This is a genomic window from Streptomyces sp. NPDC044002, from assembly GCF_056434525.1.
This window is the reverse complement of record NZ_JBWKEZ010000082.1, coordinates 1-14,765: the sequence shown is the minus strand read 5'-3', so window position 1 is coordinate 14,765 and position 14,765 is coordinate 1. Positions and strand designations below refer to the sequence as shown.

The 14,765-nt window shown below is 75.3% G+C and carries 14 protein-coding genes; 6 read left to right on the top strand and 8 right to left on the bottom strand.

The genetic code is table 11. From position 1 onward, the window contains the following. The 5 genes from lxmK to AC07A6_RS36575 are packed head-to-tail and all read right to left on the bottom strand — an operon-like array spanning nucleotide 1 to nucleotide 5,395. A complete protein-coding gene (gene lxmK, locus AC07A6_RS36595) occupies nucleotides 1-1,128 on the bottom strand; it encodes a class V lanthionine synthetase subunit LxmK (protein ID WP_478780000.1) in 1,128 nt (375 codons plus the stop codon). Further along, nucleotides 1,125-2,894: a hypothetical protein gene (locus AC07A6_RS36590; RefSeq protein ID WP_478779999.1), complete on the bottom strand. Its 1,770-nt coding sequence runs from the start codon at nucleotides 2,892-2,894 to the stop codon at nucleotides 1,125-1,127. Before AC07A6_RS36590 ends, lxmK begins: the two co-directional genes overlap by 4 nt. Further along, nucleotides 2,891-3,595 carry an ABC transporter ATP-binding protein gene (locus AC07A6_RS36585; RefSeq protein ID WP_362470499.1) on the bottom strand — a complete coding sequence of 235 codons (705 nt, stop codon included), beginning with the start codon at nucleotides 3,593-3,595 and terminating at the stop codon, nucleotides 2,891-2,893. The genes AC07A6_RS36590 and AC07A6_RS36585 overlap by 4 nt, the downstream gene beginning before the upstream one ends. Nucleotides 3,596-3,604: 9 nt before the next feature. Further along, a complete protein-coding gene (locus tag AC07A6_RS36580; RefSeq protein WP_362470496.1) occupies nucleotides 3,605-4,348 on the bottom strand; it encodes a class I SAM-dependent methyltransferase in 744 nt (247 codons plus the stop codon). 36 nt (nucleotides 4,349-4,384) lie between these two features. Further along, nucleotides 4,385-5,395 (bottom strand): IS701 family transposase, encoded by a 1,011-nt coding sequence (locus AC07A6_RS36575; protein ID WP_478779998.1) that lies wholly within the window; start codon nucleotides 5,393-5,395, stop codon nucleotides 4,385-4,387. 320 nt (nucleotides 5,396-5,715) lie between these two features. Here AC07A6_RS36575 and AC07A6_RS36570 point away from each other — a divergent pair, with 320 nt between their 5' ends. Next, nucleotides 5,716-6,306, top strand: a complete 591-nt coding sequence (locus tag AC07A6_RS36570) for a TetR family transcriptional regulator (protein WP_478779997.1) — start codon at nucleotides 5,716-5,718, stop codon at nucleotides 6,304-6,306. A gap of 15 nt (nucleotides 6,307-6,321) precedes the next feature. On the opposite strand, the gene AC07A6_RS36565 is transcribed toward AC07A6_RS36570, so the two are convergent. Next, nucleotides 6,322-7,335 carry an NAD-dependent epimerase/dehydratase family protein gene (locus tag AC07A6_RS36565; protein WP_478779996.1) on the bottom strand — a complete coding sequence of 338 codons (1,014 nt, stop codon included), beginning with the start codon at nucleotides 7,333-7,335 and terminating at the stop codon, nucleotides 6,322-6,324. Beyond that, nucleotides 7,332-7,940: a ScbR family autoregulator-binding transcription factor gene (locus AC07A6_RS36560; protein ID WP_478779995.1), complete on the bottom strand. Its 609-nt coding sequence runs from the start codon at nucleotides 7,938-7,940 to the stop codon at nucleotides 7,332-7,334. Before AC07A6_RS36560 ends, AC07A6_RS36565 begins: the two co-directional genes overlap by 4 nt. A gap of 117 nt (nucleotides 7,941-8,057) precedes the next feature. On the opposite strand from AC07A6_RS36560, the gene AC07A6_RS36555 reads away from it, so the two are divergent. The 5 genes from AC07A6_RS36555 (at nucleotide 8,058) to AC07A6_RS36535 (ending at nucleotide 12,825) form a co-directional block, all read left to right on the top strand. Next, nucleotides 8,058-8,999 (top strand): ScbA/BarX family gamma-butyrolactone biosynthesis protein, encoded by a 942-nt coding sequence (locus tag AC07A6_RS36555; protein ID WP_362470481.1) that lies wholly within the window; start codon nucleotides 8,058-8,060, stop codon nucleotides 8,997-8,999. 104 nt (nucleotides 9,000-9,103) lie between these two features. Beyond that, on the top strand, nucleotides 9,104-10,315 hold the full coding sequence (locus AC07A6_RS36550) for a serine hydrolase domain-containing protein (RefSeq protein ID WP_478779994.1): 1,212 nt from the start codon (nucleotides 9,104-9,106) through the stop codon (nucleotides 10,313-10,315). Nucleotides 10,316-10,394: 79 nt separating this feature from the next. Then, entirely contained in the window at nucleotides 10,395-10,913 is a 519-nt protein-coding gene (locus tag AC07A6_RS36545; protein ID WP_478779993.1) for an N-acetyltransferase family protein, read from the top strand. Between the two features lie 56 nt (nucleotides 10,914-10,969). Next, entirely contained in the window at nucleotides 10,970-11,491 is a 522-nt protein-coding gene (locus AC07A6_RS36540; protein WP_362470475.1) for a SigE family RNA polymerase sigma factor, read from the top strand. Between the two features lie 92 nt (nucleotides 11,492-11,583). Beyond that, nucleotides 11,584-12,825: a hypothetical protein gene (locus tag AC07A6_RS36535; RefSeq protein WP_478779992.1), complete on the top strand. Its 1,242-nt coding sequence runs from the start codon at nucleotides 11,584-11,586 to the stop codon at nucleotides 12,823-12,825. Between the two features lie 25 nt (nucleotides 12,826-12,850). Here AC07A6_RS36535 and AC07A6_RS36530 read toward each other — a convergent pair whose 3' ends face one another. After that, nucleotides 12,851-14,560 carry a bifunctional 3'-5' exonuclease/DNA polymerase gene (locus AC07A6_RS36530; RefSeq protein ID WP_478779991.1) on the bottom strand — a complete coding sequence of 570 codons (1,710 nt, stop codon included), beginning with the start codon at nucleotides 14,558-14,560 and terminating at the stop codon, nucleotides 12,851-12,853. Between the last annotated feature and the right edge of the window lie 205 nt (nucleotides 14,561-14,765).

The window sequence follows — 14,765 nt, the reverse complement described above, 5'->3', positions numbered from 1 at the left end:
TCAAGCCTCCAGGCCGAGGACGGTGGTGAACTTCTCGGGGTGCAGCACGGCGGAGCGTCCGATGCCGGCGGCCGCCCGGTCGAGGGCGGTGAGCCGCGGCCGCTGCTCGGCGGAGGCGAACATCCGGTCGATGAGGTGCCAGCCGGCGAAGGCGGTGGCCCGGACGGGCAGGCGGGGGTCGGCGGCCGCGGCGGGGGCGGCCGCGGTGGCCGCCCGGTAGCCCTCCCAGAAGGCGACGTTGCGCGTCCGCAGCCGGTTCAGCTCGGCCACGCCGCGCTCGACCACGTCCTCGTGGGAGAGCTGCGGATTCGGGCCGCTCAGCTCCGCGTCCTTCGACGGGATGTCGAGCACGGCGCGGTGCAGCCACTCGCCGACGAACGCGCCGACGTCCCGGGCCGGATCGGCCCTGCGGAACTCCTCCCAGTCGCACAGGCGCAGCCGCCCGCCGTGCAGCAGGAACTGGTCGAGGCGCAGGTCGCCGTGGACGAAGGCGGCCGGCGCGGCCGCCTCCTCGGCGCGCAGCCGGCGCAGCGCGCCGGCGAGTTCGGTGTCGCGTTGCAGCATTCCCCAGGCCTCCAGCGAGGCCCCGCTCGCCTGGGTGTGGTACGCCAGGGGGAGCGCTTCGAAGAACTCCAGCGGGGGGAGCAGGATCGGGTCCGGCTCCTCCGTCCCCGTCCCCGTCCCCGTCCCCGTCCCCGTCCCCCGGGCGGGCAGCGCGTCCGGCGGCAGGGAGTGCAGGGCGCCGATCATCTCCCCGGCGGTGCGGGCGAGTCCGTCGTCGAACTCCTCGTCGGAGGCCAGGTCGGAGCCGGAGCGGGCGCCTTCGAGCCACTCGAAGACGACCAGCAGCTCGTCGGCGTCCCAGCCCAGGCACTCCGGCGAGGCCGGCGTCCCGGGGCGGGCGGCGGCCGCCTCCTCGTAGGCGAGTTGCCGGCGGAAGCGGCGGGCCGCGTCGGGCTGCCGGGCGTCCAGCTGCTTGACGAAGACGGCGCGGCCGGTGGTGGTCCGGCCGGCGGCGTTCCGGTTGCGGCCGGTGGGTCCGTCGGCCTGCTGCGGCGGCAGCAGGCCGAGCCCGAGCCGCTCCAGGAGGCCCTGCACGGCGGGTGTTGTGGCGAGATCGTCGGTCATTTCAGCCTTGTGATGAGGTAGGCGCGCAGTCTTCTGCCCGCGTTTCGTGGGGGCCGGCCGGGCGGTGCTCCGTGCAGCCGGTGGGCGGTGCGCCGCGCCCACCACATGCCGGCCGCGCCCGCCAGGAGCAGCCAGCCGATGTGGCCGGCGCCGGCCTCGTGGGCGCGGTCGGCGGTGACCAGCACCGGGGCGGACAGCACGAGCGCGGCCAGCGGGCCGCGCGCGTACCAGAGCCCCGTCTGGAGCGCGGCGGTGTTGCCCATGGGGGTCTCCGCACCGACCAGCAGGTGGGTGGGGACCGGCCCGCGGTACGAACTGACCAGCGCGGCGGCCACCATGACCGGCACCGCCGCCACCAGCACCGCGAGGGCCGGTGTCCCCCGGCCGGTGAGCCGGGCCGCGGCGGCGCCCGCGCCGAGCCAGCCCAGCAGCAGGGCGCACGGCAGCCAGGCGTGCCGCAGCGCGAGGGCCCTGAACTCGTAGGGGAGGTTGGCGGAGCGGCGGGCGTCGTCGCTGTCGACGCGGGCGGGCTCTGTCAGCTGCGCCGCCGCCAGGTACTCGGCGACGAGGGCGGCCGCGCACAGGGCGGCCTGCCCGTCGGGCCGGGCGTGGTGGGCGGCGGCGCCGAGGCCCAGTGCCGCGGTGCTCCACAGGGCCGCCCACAGCAGGCGTCCCGGGGCCCGCAGCAGTCCGGTGGCGTCGCGCCAGGGCACGATCAGCCAGCGGCTGCGGGGTACGGGCAGCCGCAGCAGCGGTCTGGCGCGCTGCCCCCGGGTGCCGCGCGCCGCGGAGCGGGCCTGGCGCAGGTCGAGGGAGTACACGGACGCGGAGACCCGGGAGGCGACGGTGGCGCGGGCGCGGAGGGCCTCCTCGGGGACGTCGGGGGCCGCGCGCCGGGCGAACAACAGCGCGGCGACGGTGAACGCCGCGGACAGGGCCGCCCCGGCGGGCCGGCCGGGTACGGGGTGCCCGGCCGCGCCGACGAGCGGCTGGGCGGCCCACCCCCAGGGGCCGGACCACAGTACGAGCGTGCCGGCGGGGCCGCCGGGGCCGCGCAGGACCGCGTACGCGCAGAGCAGCACCGCGCCCGCCGCCAGGGTCCAGGTGATCCCCTGGAAGCGGACGGCGTTGCGGGCGACCGCGCGGTCGTGGCGTTCGACGAGCAGCCCGGCGGCCACCGCGGTCAGCGCCGTCGCCGTGCCGGCCCACGCGCCCGCCGCGGTCAGCGGCAGCCAGCCGGCGGAGCCCGAGATCGAGAGCAGGTAGCCCAGCACCCCGCCCCCGGCCAGGCCCATCGCGGCCGCGCGGAGCGCGGCGGCGTGGAACCGGGGCAGCAGGACCGGCCCGCGCAGGACGGGCAGGGGCAGCAGCCACGAGACGGTCGGCAGGTCCACGAGCACCGGGCCCCGCCAGACGGCGCCGCGGGCGGCGTGGACCACCACCAGCGTCAGCAGGGCCGGCACGGCGAGGGGCAGGCCGGCCAGCAGGTGGTCCGAGGTGCTGCCCTGCCACTCCCCGCGCCGTCCGGCCCCGGCGGCGGCGATGAGGAGGGGCACCACCCAGAAGGCCGTCCCCAGGGCGACGCAGTACAGCACGAAGGCGTTGCTCCTGCGCTTGCCCAGGCGCGCCGGGGCGCGGACCTCGTGCAGGAACGCCAGCGCCTCGTCCGTGCGCCGGCGCAGGTCGCCGCCGCCGTCGGTGCCGTCGGTGCTGGCGGTGCGGGAGGTGCGGCCGACGGCGCGGTCGGTGGTGCGGTCGGACTTCACCGGTCCCCCCTGACCGGAGCCACGGTGGCCCGTCCGTCCTCCAGGGTGAGCACGTGGTCGGCCACGGCCGCGGCCAGCTCGTCGTCGTGGGTGGCGAGCAGGATCGCCACCCCCCGCTTCTTGTGGGCCGTGAGCCGCTGCGCCAGTTCCACGCGGGCCCGGGCGTCCAGCCGCTGCTCGGGCTCGTCCAGCACCAGCAGGTCGTGCGGCCGTACGAAGGCCGAGGCCAGCAGCAGGGACTGGGTCTGCCCCGAGGAGAGCGCCGAGGGCCGGGAGCCGGCGTGGCCGGCCAGCCGGTGGTCCGCCAGCACCCGGTCGACCGTCTCGCCCGCGCGGCGGCCGAGACCGTGTCCGACGGCGACCAGCATCAGGTGCTCGCGCACCGTCAGGTCCGGATAGGCCGAGCCGGCCTCCATCACGGTGGCCACCCGGGCGCGGGTGCGGGGCGAGTCCTCGTGCAGGGGCTCGCCGTCGAAGCGGACTTCGCCCGACGTGGGCTGCTCGCGGCCGCACGCCAGCCGCAGGAGGGTCGACTTCCCCGATCCGTTGTCCCCCACCAGTACGGTGCACTGCGCCGACGCCAGCTCCATGGTGACCGCGCGCAGTACGCTGCGGTCCCCGTAACTGCGGCTGACGTCGGTCAGCCGGAGCAGGCTCCTGAGCGGAGCGGCCTTGCGCGTCGCCTTCCGGGTCGCCTTCATGTCCGGTGCCTACTTCGGGTCTTCGACGGCCTCGTACACGGAGACGTGGCGGTGGCTGTTCGCGTCGAAGGCCTCTCCCCGCCAGCCGCCGCGGCGTTCCACCAGGCGCAGGCCGGCGAGGCGCGCCATGAGGTCGATCTCGGTGGGCCAGGCGTAGCGGATGACTTCCTGGGTCGGGCGCGGCACACCGCCGTCGACGACGGTGTGGATGACGAGGATCAGCTGGCGGTCGCGCATGACGTGCGTGCTGTCGACCATCACGGAGGTGGGGGAGAGGTAGCGGGTGCTGGTCTTCTCGCCCTCCTGCTGGTGGAAGGCGCGCGGTTCGAACGCCTCGATGACCACGCGGCCGCCGGGCGCCAGCTGCTCGCGCATCCGCTGCATGCACTGGACCTGGGCCTCGGCCGTCGTCGGGGCGAAGAAGGTGTTGAGGGCGATGAACACCACGTCGAACTGCTCGCCGGTGCCGCCGGTGGTGAAGTCCGCGGCCGTGGTGGTGACCTTCCCCTCGGGGTCCCGTGCCGCGAGCTTCTCCAGCATCTGCTCGGAACCGTCGATGCCGTGCACGCTCAGCCCGCGCTGCGCGAGCGGGATCGCGATCCGGCCGTTGCCCACGCCGAGTTCGAGGACGCGGCCGCCCTCCGGGGCCAGGTCGGCGATGAACGCGACGGCGTCCGATATGTCCGGCGAGGCGGGCGGGTACATCAGGTCGTAGACATCGGCCAGGGCGTCGTAAGTGGTGGCGGAATCCATGGGTTTCTCTTTCGGAAGGGATGTGCGGTGGTCGGTCTACGCCGCAGCGGGCAGGGCGGCGAGGTGGTTCGGGAGGTCCGCCGGGGCCTGCCTGCTGTACGCGTAGGCGGCCGAGACGAGGGTCATGTGGTGGTGCCAGCCCGGGAACGAGCGGCCTTCGAAGTCGCCGAGCCCGAGATCGCTCTCCATGTACCGCACGGCCTCCCGCGCGAGGCGCAGGGTCCGGGTCAGCGCGAGCAGTTCCTCGGACCGGGCGTGCGGCATGTTGGTGATCCAGGTGCGCTCCGCGGGCCGGCCCGCGCGGCCGCGGGTCGTGAAGGCGCGGTACGCGGGCTGGCCCTGGTCCGCGCGCACCGGCCCCGGCAGCGCCGTCGCGGTGCGTGCGAGGGGCAGGTGCGCGGGGACGGCCACCACGAAGTCGTGGCCGCGGCGGGCGAGGCCGCGGACGAACGCCTCCGCGCCGGGGCGCGAGGACGCGTCGGCCACGACCGGTACGGCGGGCAGCCGGGTGTGCGCGGCCAGCTCGTCCACGAGGCCGAGGGCCTGCTCCTCAGCGGGGCGGTGGCCGATGTCGTCGGGGATGCGGACCCGGCGCCTGCGGGCGGGGTCCGCGGTCCAGCACTCGGGCAGGTACAGCGTCCAGTCGACCGGCAGCGCCCCGTGGTCGCCGGCCAGGAACAGCCCGGTGCCGACCTGGCCGTTGACGGAGCGTCCGTCGACCGGGCTGAAGCGGCGGTGCACCCCGCACGAGTGGTCGCCGCGCTTGCGCAGGACCACGTCGTCGAGCACCCAGGCGCGGGGAGCGGTGTGCTCCTCCGCCCACCGCGTGAGCTCCCGGCGGACCGGTTCCCAGTCCCACGGGCTGGCGTTGACGAACTGGTGCAGGGACTGGAAGGCCGTCTCCCGGTCCGATACGGCGGCGGCGAGCCGCCGCACCGTCTTCTTGCCGGACGTGCCGAGCAGCCCGCGCAGGTACACCTCGGCCCATCGGCGCTGGTCGGTCCGGCGGAGGCTGCCGAAGGTGGCCTCGGCGAACACTGTGATCATGCAAAAACAATAGCGAACGTTCTGTTTTTTTCCAGGGCCGATCCGCGCCGGCGGACTACTTCGGCAAGTCGGCCGCGGCGAGGCCCGCTGAGGGCGCGTCAGGCGTCTCGCGGTTCGAGACGTGCCCGGAAACCGGCGCGTTTTTGGCAACTAGGCCTTGCCGGAGGGCCCGGTGTTTCGCAGGCTGGCCACCGCGGGCGGCGCGGGGGTGACCGCCGGCGCACGACATCCACGTACGCAGGCACGCAAAACACCCACGCACGGCACCCACGCGCGGCATCCCCGCGCGACTCATCCGGGTGCGGCGGCATCGGAGAGACATGGTCAAGCAGGAGAGGGCGGTCCGGACGCGCAACACCGCGGTGCGGGCGGCCGCCTCGGAGTTCTACCGCGCCGGATACGGCGGCACGTCGCTCAAGGCCATCAGCCAGGCGGCGGGCATCTCCATGGGCGCCGTCACCTTCCACTTCGACAGCAAGGCCGAACTCGCCGAAGCCGTCGCCGAGGAAGGGTGCTCGGCGGTCCGCTCGGCGCTCGACGACGCGGCCGGACGCCGCCGCGGGAAGGCCCTGGACGACCTCGGGAGCCTGCTGCTGGAGCTGGCCCGCCTGCTCCGGGACGACGTCACCGTGCGCGCGAGCGCCCACCTGGCCCGGGAGCTGCCCGACATCGAGGACTGGACCGCACTGTGGCACCCCGTCGTGGCGGGGCTGGCCCAGGAGGCCCACGAGCGGGGCGAACTGCACGCCCCCGCCGACCCGGCGAGCGTCACGGCACTGGTCGCGCACCTGCTCTGGGGCGCCGAGGCCACGCTGCGCGGCGCGTACCCGGACGGCCAGGGCGCCGCGCTGGACCAGCTGGAGGGCGTCTGGCTCCTCGTCCTGGAGGGCATAGGCCCGGACACCGCCTAGTCCGCCCCCCGGGCCTTACGTGCGCGCGGGGCCGGGGTTTCCGGCCCCGGCCGGCGCCTCCGGGCGCGCCGGTGTCCGGGGCGCGGCCCCGTGCACGGCTTCGCGGTACCAGGGCGCGGCCGCCGCCAGGCGGGCCAGCGGGCCCGGGCCCGGGGGGCAGCCGGCCAGGCTCCAGACCTCGTCGCTGCGGTACCAGTGGTCCTGCGCCAGCAGGGAGAACTGCCGCTCGCTCACGCCCCCCGGTACGGCCCGCAGCAGGCGCAGGCACTCCTCCCACGCCAGGTCGGTGCGCACCCGCGGCAGCACCCCAAGCTCCGCGAGCTCCGCCAGCAGGCCGCCGGTGGGTACGGGTTCGGGGTGAGCGGCGTGGAACACCCGCCCGGCCGCCGCACCGCCGCGGGGATGGACCGCGAGGGCGGCGACGAGCCGGGCCAGGTCGCCGACGTCCACCGCGGAGTGCAGGCCCCGGCCGCCGTCCCACCGCCCGGGCACCCGGTCCACGAGCTCGGCCAGCGCCGGGACCACCCACCGGTCCCCGGCGCCCAGCACCAGGCCCGCCCGCAGGACGACGGCTCCCGCCGCCAGGGCGTACGCCTCACCGGCCAGCCGGGTCCGGCTGGTGGCCGACACGGGAGCCGGCTCCAGCTCGCCGACGGCGGCGCCCCGGTGCGGGCCGGGCCCGTACACCGCGGCCGTGGACAGGTGGACCACCCGGCCGGTCCCGGCCCGGACGGCCTCGGCCATCAGGGCGGCCGTGCCGCGGACGTTGACCGCCTCGCACAGGGCCTCGTCCGGGTCCACCACGCCGGCCAGGTGCACCAGTACGTCCGCGCCCTCGCACACCCCGGCCACGGACTCCGGCCGTGCGAGGTCGGCCCGGACCCACTCGGCCCCGCCGGCCGCGCCCGCCCGCGGCGCCCGCCGCCCGACGGCCCGCACGGACACGTCCGGCCGGCGGCCGAGCTCGCGGAGCGCGGCCGCCCCGATGAAGCCCGTCGCGCCGGTGAGCACCACCCGCAGCGGGCTCACCGGGGCGTGGCGCGCAGCTGCGCCAGCGTCTCCGGCGTGGCGACGCACGGCAGGAAGTACTTCCACAGCGCGGCGACCCGCTCCAGCAGGTCCACGCGCCCCGTCGCGATCTGCGAGAACAGCTGCGTACCGCTGTACGCGCCGACCAGGACCTGCGCGAACTCCCGCTCGTCCACGCCCGGCAGCAGCTCGCCCCGCTCCCGCGCCACGACGAGCAGGGCGTGGAACTGCTCCACCCACTGCTGGTACGCCGTGTCGTCCCGGAGCCCGAACTCGCCCTGCTCGACGGCGAGCCGCACACCGGCCCGGAACAGGACGTTCTGCTGGAGCTCCCGGCCCACGTGGAAGGTGATGTCGATCAGCCGCTGGAGCCCGTCCTCGCCCGGCGGGAGCTCTACGTAGTCCCCCTGCGCGAGCATGACGGCCCGGGCGAGCTCCACCTTCGACGCGAAGTGGAAGTACATGCCGCCCTGGGTGACCCCGGCCCGCCCCATGATCATGCTGATGCTCGCGCCGTGGAAGCCGAGTTCGTCGAACGTCTCGGCTGCGGCGCGCAGGATCGCCTCCCGCGTCCTCAACGCACGGTCCTGCTTCAACCCCGCCATGGATCACACCACCAGCCACTCGACAAACAAAACGAACATTCTCTATTTTACGGAGTGGCCGCCGTTGACCGTCAGCGCGGGGGCTGCACACGCACGAAAGTGCACGCAAGGGGGAACATGCTCGTCACCGCCCATGGGCCGATATCCGCCGGAGCGCCGGCGCTGACCACCACGGTGCCCAGGGAATACGTCCACCGCGCCGCCCATTCCGAGGTCTTCCTCACGGGCTGGCAGCGCACCGGCGCCCACGACTTCACCATCACCGCCCAGTGGCCGCGCAGCCACAGCTTCTACACCGCCACGGCGGGGCTGCACGATCCGCTGATGCTCTGCGAGACCGTGCGCCAGACCTTTCCGCTGCTGCTGCACACCGCGTACGGGACCCCGCTAGGCCACCAGCTGAGCTGGTCGCGGTTCGGCTACGCCCTCAACCCGCACGCGCTCCACGTCGGCTGGACGCCCGCCGAGCTGGAACTGCGGGTCACCTGCTCCGAGTTCGTCCTCCGCAGGGGCATTCCCGCCGCGGTCTCCCTCGACATCGCCGTTTTCCGCGAAGGCACCCAGATCGCCGTCGCCGACACCCGCTTCGGCTGCATCGCGCCCGCGGTCTACCGGCGCCTGCGTGCGGAACGCTCCGACGTCCGGCGGGTGTTCGCCGCCGTTCCCGCTCCGGTCGCGCCCCTCGCCCCGGCGCTGGTGGGCCGCGACAACGTACGCGACGTCGTGCTCGGCCGCGCGGAGGGCCCGGGCCGCTGGCCCCTGCGGGTGGACACCGCCCACCCCGTCCTCTTCGACCACCCCGTCGACCACGTCCCCGGCATGGTCCTGCTGGAAGCCGCCCGCCAGGCCGCCCACGCCGTACGCCCCTCGGCGGAACCGGTGCTGCCGACGTCGATGGACGTCACCTTCCACCGCTACGTCGAGTTCGACTCGCCCTGCCTGATCGAGGCCAGGCCCGACGCGTCCCCCGGATCGGCCCCCGGGACCCTCCGGGTCGACGCCGTCCAGGACGGGGAGGCCGCCTTCACGGCCGAGGTCACCACCGCCCCCGTCCCCTGACCGGGCCGCCCGGTCCGCCCGCTCCCGCACCGCCCCGCCCCCGGTCGCCCGCGCGCCGGGGGCGGGGCTAGCGTGGAGGGACGTACGGCGGCGGGAGGCCGGCCATGACGAGACGGTGGCGCAGTGCGGCGGTCGGGGCGGCCGCGATCGGCCTGCTGGTGGTTCCCGTCGGCGTCGGGGCCGGCTACGCCTGGGAGGCCCCGGTGCCCGTGGCCGGGGCCGTCGGCGCTCCCGTGTCCGACGGGTTCCCGCAGCTCACGCCCGCCGTGGCGGCCCGGCTCGACGAGGCCGTCCGCAAGGTGCTCAAGGAGGCCGGGGTCCCGGGCGTGGTCGTCGCCCTCTCCGCTCCCGGCAAGGGCGAGTACGTACGGGCCTTCGGGACCGCAGACAAGGCGACCGGGGCGCCGATGCGCACCGACGTGAACCAGCGGATCGGCAGCGTGACGAAGACCTTCACCGTCACCGCCCTGCTCCAGCTGGTCGACGCGGGCAAGGCAGGGCTGGACGACCCCGTCGGGAAGTACGTCGAGGGCGTGCCGAACGGCGACCGGATCACCCTGCGCGAACTGGCCGGGATGCGCAGCGGGCTCTACAACTACTCCGAGGACGAAGGCTTCTTCAAGGCCCTCACGGCCGATCCCCGGCGCCCCTTCACCCCGCAGGAGCTGCTGTCGTACTCCTTCCGGCACCCGGTGCTGTTCGAGCCCGGCGCGAAGTTCGACTACTGCAACACCAACACGATCCTGCTGGGCCTGGTGGTGGAGAAGCTGAGCGGGACACCCCTGAACCGGTACGTCGAGGAGCGGGTGGCCCGGCCCGCCGGGCTGCACCACACCCTCTTCCCGACGGGCGCGCAGTTCCCGGAGCCGCACGCGCAGGGCTACACCGACCAGACCGCCTCCGGGAAGACCGAGGACGCCGCCGACTGGAACCCCTCCTGGGGCTGGGCGGCCGGAGCGATGGTCTCGGACCTCCCCGACCTGCGGAGCTGGGCGAAGACCCTGGCCACCGGCACCCTGCTGACCCCCGCGACCCAGGCGCAGCGGCTGAAGGTGGTCGAGGCGCTGCCGGGCGCCGGCTACGGCCTGGGCGTCTTCGACGTACAGGGGTGGATCGGGCACAACGGATCACTGCCGGGCTACCAGGACCTGGTGGTCTACCTCCCCGGGCCGCAGGCGACGCTCGTGGTCATGCTGAACACGGACATCGCCCACGAGGGCAACGAGCCGAGCACGCTGTTCGGCGAGGCGATCACGAGGATCGTCACCCCGCAGCACGTCTTCTCCCTGCCCGCCCAGCCCGTCACCGGGCACTGACGCGCGCCTTCACGCGCCCAGGTCCTCCGGCGCCCGCGCACAATGGACCGCATCGCGCGAGTGGATCAAGGAGAGACGCATGTTCGGCAAGGCGGAAAACCAGGGCGGCGACGGCGCGGGCGGCACGGTCACGGACGAGGGCTCCGGCGTCGTGCTCCGCGTGGCGGGGGAGGCGGACCTGGACACGGCCGCGGAACTCTTCCGCGGCTACCTCGACTTCTACGAGGTGACCGTCCAGGACGCGGGCGCCCCGCGGGAGTTCCTCGCGGAGCGCATCGCCAGGGGGGAGTCGCTGGTCCTGCTCGCCGACGCGCCCGGGATCCCCGGCACGGTCGGGTTCGCGCAGGTCTACCAGGCCTTCTCCTCCCTCACCCTGCGCACGGCGTGGATCCTCAACGACCTGTACGTGGCCCCGGCCGGCCGCCGCACCGGCGCGGGCCGGGCGCTGCTGCGCGAGGTGCTGCGCCGGGCGCGGGAGGCCGGGGTGGCGGGGGTGCAGCTGGAGACCGCGTACGACAACCACGTCGCGCAGGGGCTGTACGAGTCCGAGGGCTTCGTGCGCGAGGAGTTCCACGTCTACTTCCACGATCTCGGCTGAAACATTTCCCGGGGGCCGTCGCGTCGATGGGGTGAGACGGACGCGAGGGGGAGTGCATGCGGCAGGGTCGCAGAGACGGGTTCCGCGAGTTCGCGGCGGGCCGGTCGGGTCATCTGTACCGGTCGGCCTGTCTGCTGGCCAGCGGGGACACGCACCTCGCCGAGGACCTCGTACAGGAGACCCTCGGGCGGATGTACCTGCTGTGGGGCCGGATCTCGCGCATCGAGAATCCGGCCGCGTACGCGCAGACGGTGCTGGTCCGGGTCTTCCTGACGCACCAGCGCCGCCGCTCGGCGGGGGAGCGCCCGTTCGGGGAGTTCCCCGGGGCCGACGGCGCGCAGCCGGCGGCGGGCGGCACTGATCCGGCGTTGCGGCTGACGCTGCTGGAGGCGCTGGGGCGGCTGGCGCCCAAGGACCGGGCGGTGCTGGTGCTGCGGTACTGGGAGGACCGCAGCGTCGAGGAGACCGCCGAGGCGATGAAGGTCACCTCGGCGGCCGTACGGACCCGGACCTCCCGGGCGCTGTCGCGGCTGCGGGGGCAGCTGGGTGGCAGCCTCGCCGAGTTCGCGGGCCACTGAGGCCCGGGTGCCGCCCTCCCCGGCGCCGTCCTCCCCTCCGCCCTGTCCCCTCCCCGCCAACCAAGTGGAAGGTCTGGTTCCGCATGCCCCCCATGCCCCTTGAAGACGAGCTCGGCGAAGCCCTCCGGAGCGCGGGTGCCGCCTTCACGCCGGACCCCGAGGCCCTGGTGGCGGCGGGCGAACGGCGCGGACGCCGGCTCGTGGCCCGCCGCCGGGCCGCCGTGGCCGGGGGCTCCGTACTGGCCCTGGCCCTGGTCGGCACGGCCGGAGCCTGGACCGGCGGCCTGATCGGGGACGACGGCCGGGGCGAGGCCGCCGCGGCACCCGCCCTGCCCAGCCGCGGGCCGGCCCGGCCGCCGGGGGACGGCCCGCAGGAACGCGGGGGCACCGGAGCGGTCACCGCCGCGCAGATGTCGCAGATCCTGAAGTCCCTGCTCCCCGCAGGCCAGCTCACCCAGTCCGAGAGCCGCGGCTCCGACAGCCAGGGCCCCATGGCGACGGGAGTCTTCGACGAGGGGAAGGGACAGGCGCGCATCGGCATCATGCTCACCCGGATCGACCCGGCGGGCGGGATGTTCAAGGAGATGACCACCTGCCCCGACCGCAGGAACGTGGCCTTCGACTCCTGCAAGGAGGAGAAGCTCCCCGACGGCTCCCGGCTGCTGCTGATCCAGACCCACGACTACGACGACGACCGCAAGTCGGTGAAGGACTGGCGGGCCACCCTCGCCACCCCGCAGGGCTTCCTCGTCGACGCCTCGGAGCACAACGCGCCCCAGAGCAAGAAGGTCAGCCCCACCCGCGCCGAACCCCCGCTGCCCATGGACCGGATGAAGGCCCTGGTGCTGTCGGACAAGTGGCGCCCGGCCCTGGAGGACCTGCCCCCCGCACCGCCGGAGAAGGGCCCCCTCAGCCCCGAGGAGGACGCCGAGAGCTTCCTGCAGGCCCTGCTGCGCGGCTACGAGATCCCGGTCGCCGACAAGGGCGGCGACGGCGCCTACGGCTACGTCGTCCTCGACGACGGCAAGGGCCGCTCCCTGGTCGAACTCCGCGTCCAGCGGCGCACGGCCGGCGACGACTTCCCCGCGGACGCCACCGCGCAGCCCGGCGGTGTCCACGCGAAGGTCACCCAGGGCCCCGCCGGTGAGAACGCCCCGGGCGTGGTCCGCTGGACGGTGGACACCGAGCGGCCCAACGGGGAGCGGATCACGGTCTCCGCGTACAACGCCCCCAAGCAGACGGGTCCGGCGAGCCGTACGGCGCCCGCGCTGACCCTGGAGCAGCTGAAGGAGGTCGCGCTGAACCGGCACTGGAAGGACGTCTTCGGCCGCTGAAGCGGCCGCTGAGGGCGGGCCCGGATCACTTGGCGTCGGCGTAGCACTCGACCACCGCCGTGGTGAACGGGAAGCGGACCGGGGTGTCGCCGAAGGCGATCCGGCCCGCCCGGTCCCCGGCGGCGCGGATCGCCAGGGCGACGGCCTCCGCCTCCTCGGCGGGACAGTGCACGATCACCTCGTCGTGCTGGAAGAACACCAGCTCCGCGCGCATCCCGGCGGTGGCCTGCCGCAGCGCCGCCAGCATCAGCAGGGCCCAGTCGGCGGCGCTGCCCTGCACGACGAAGTTGCGGGTGAACCGGCCGCGGGCGCGGGTGTTCGTCGAGGCGTAGCCCGGGGTCCAGCCCGTGTCCTCGGAGTCGGCGCGCTCCGGCCCCTGCTCCTGCGGGATGCCGGCCTCGTCGGCCTCGGCGGCGCCGACGGGCGGCGGGCAGGTGCGGCCCAGCCAGGTCCGTACGAGCCGCCCCTCCTCGCCCGCGCGGGCCGCGTCGTCCACGTACGCGACGGCGCGGGGGAAGCGGCGGCGCAGCGCGGCCAGGTTCTTCAGGCCGTCCCCGGAGGTCTGGCCGTAGACCGCGCCGAGCACGGCGAGCTTGGCCTTGTCCCGGTCGCCGGAGAAACCCTGGCGGGACACGGCCGTGTAGAGGTCCTCGGGACGCCCGGCCACCTCCATGAACGCCGGGTCGCGGGAGATCGCGGCCAGGACCCGGGGCTCCATCTGGTCGGCGTCGGCCACGACGAGCCGCCACCCCGGGTCGGCGACGACCGCCCGGCGGATCACCTTGGGGATCTGCAGGGCCCCGCCGCCGTTGGTGACCCAGCGGCCGGTGAGGGTGCCGCCGGGGATGAACTCGGGGCGGAAGCGGCCGTCCTGTACCCAGTCCGCGAGCCAGGACCAGCCGTGGGCGGTGTAGATCCGGTACAGCTTCTTGTACTCGATGAGCGGCGCGACGGCGGGGTGGTCGATCTCCTGGATCGCCCAGCGGCGGGTGGACCCGAGCCGGATGCCGGCCTGCGCGAAGGCCTTGATGACGTCCGCGGGCAGGTCGGGGCGCACCCGGCGGCCGAAGGCGGCGGAGATCTCGTCGGTGAGCTCGGCGAGGCGGCGGGGCTCGCCGCCGCCGGCGTAGCGCTCGCCGAGCAGCTCGGTCAGCAGGGCCCGGTGCACGTCGGCCCGCCAGGGCAGGCCCGCCCGGTGCATCTCGGCGGCGACGAGGAACGCGGCCGACTCGGAGGCGGTGAGCAGGCGCAGCCGGTCGGGGTGCGCGGTGGCGGCGATCCGGCGGGCCTGGTCGGCGTGCACGGCGAGCAGGGCGTCGAGGGGGAGCGGCGCGGCGGCCCCGGGGTCCACGTCGAAGAGGGAGTCCTGCGCGGCGGCCCGCACGGGCTCGGCCGCGCGCTGCGGGGGATCCGGCGGGACGGGCGCGTCGTTGAGCCGCGCCCAGGCCGCCGCCGCCGAACGGGGCTCCCCGTACCGGCCCTCGTGGGCGAGGAGCAGCAGCTCGGCGTCCTCGATGTCGTAGCACCGCTCGACGCGGGTGCCGGCGGCGAGGATGCGGGGGTACACGGCGGCGGTGGACCGCCAGATCCACCGGGTGCCGGGGGGAGCGGAGCGGATCGCTTCCGCGGGGGTGGCGGTGGTGGTGCGGTCGGCGCCGGGGCGCAGGGGCGTGGCGTGCCATTGGCCGTCGGGGGTCTCGGCGAGGGCCCAGGGGGTGGTGGGGTGGTCGCTCACGGGTGGAGTGTCCCACCGGGGTCTGACATTGCCCTGGCCGGGCGTTCACGCGGCCCGGGCGGTGCCGGGCCGGCGGCGCCGCTGAGCGGGGCCGGTCCCCTACCCGCCCTTCGCCCGTTCCCCGGGCTGCGCCCGGACCCCTTCCTGGGGGCTCCGCCCCCAGACCCCCGCGCCTCAAACGCCGGCGGGGCTGTCCATAGCCCCG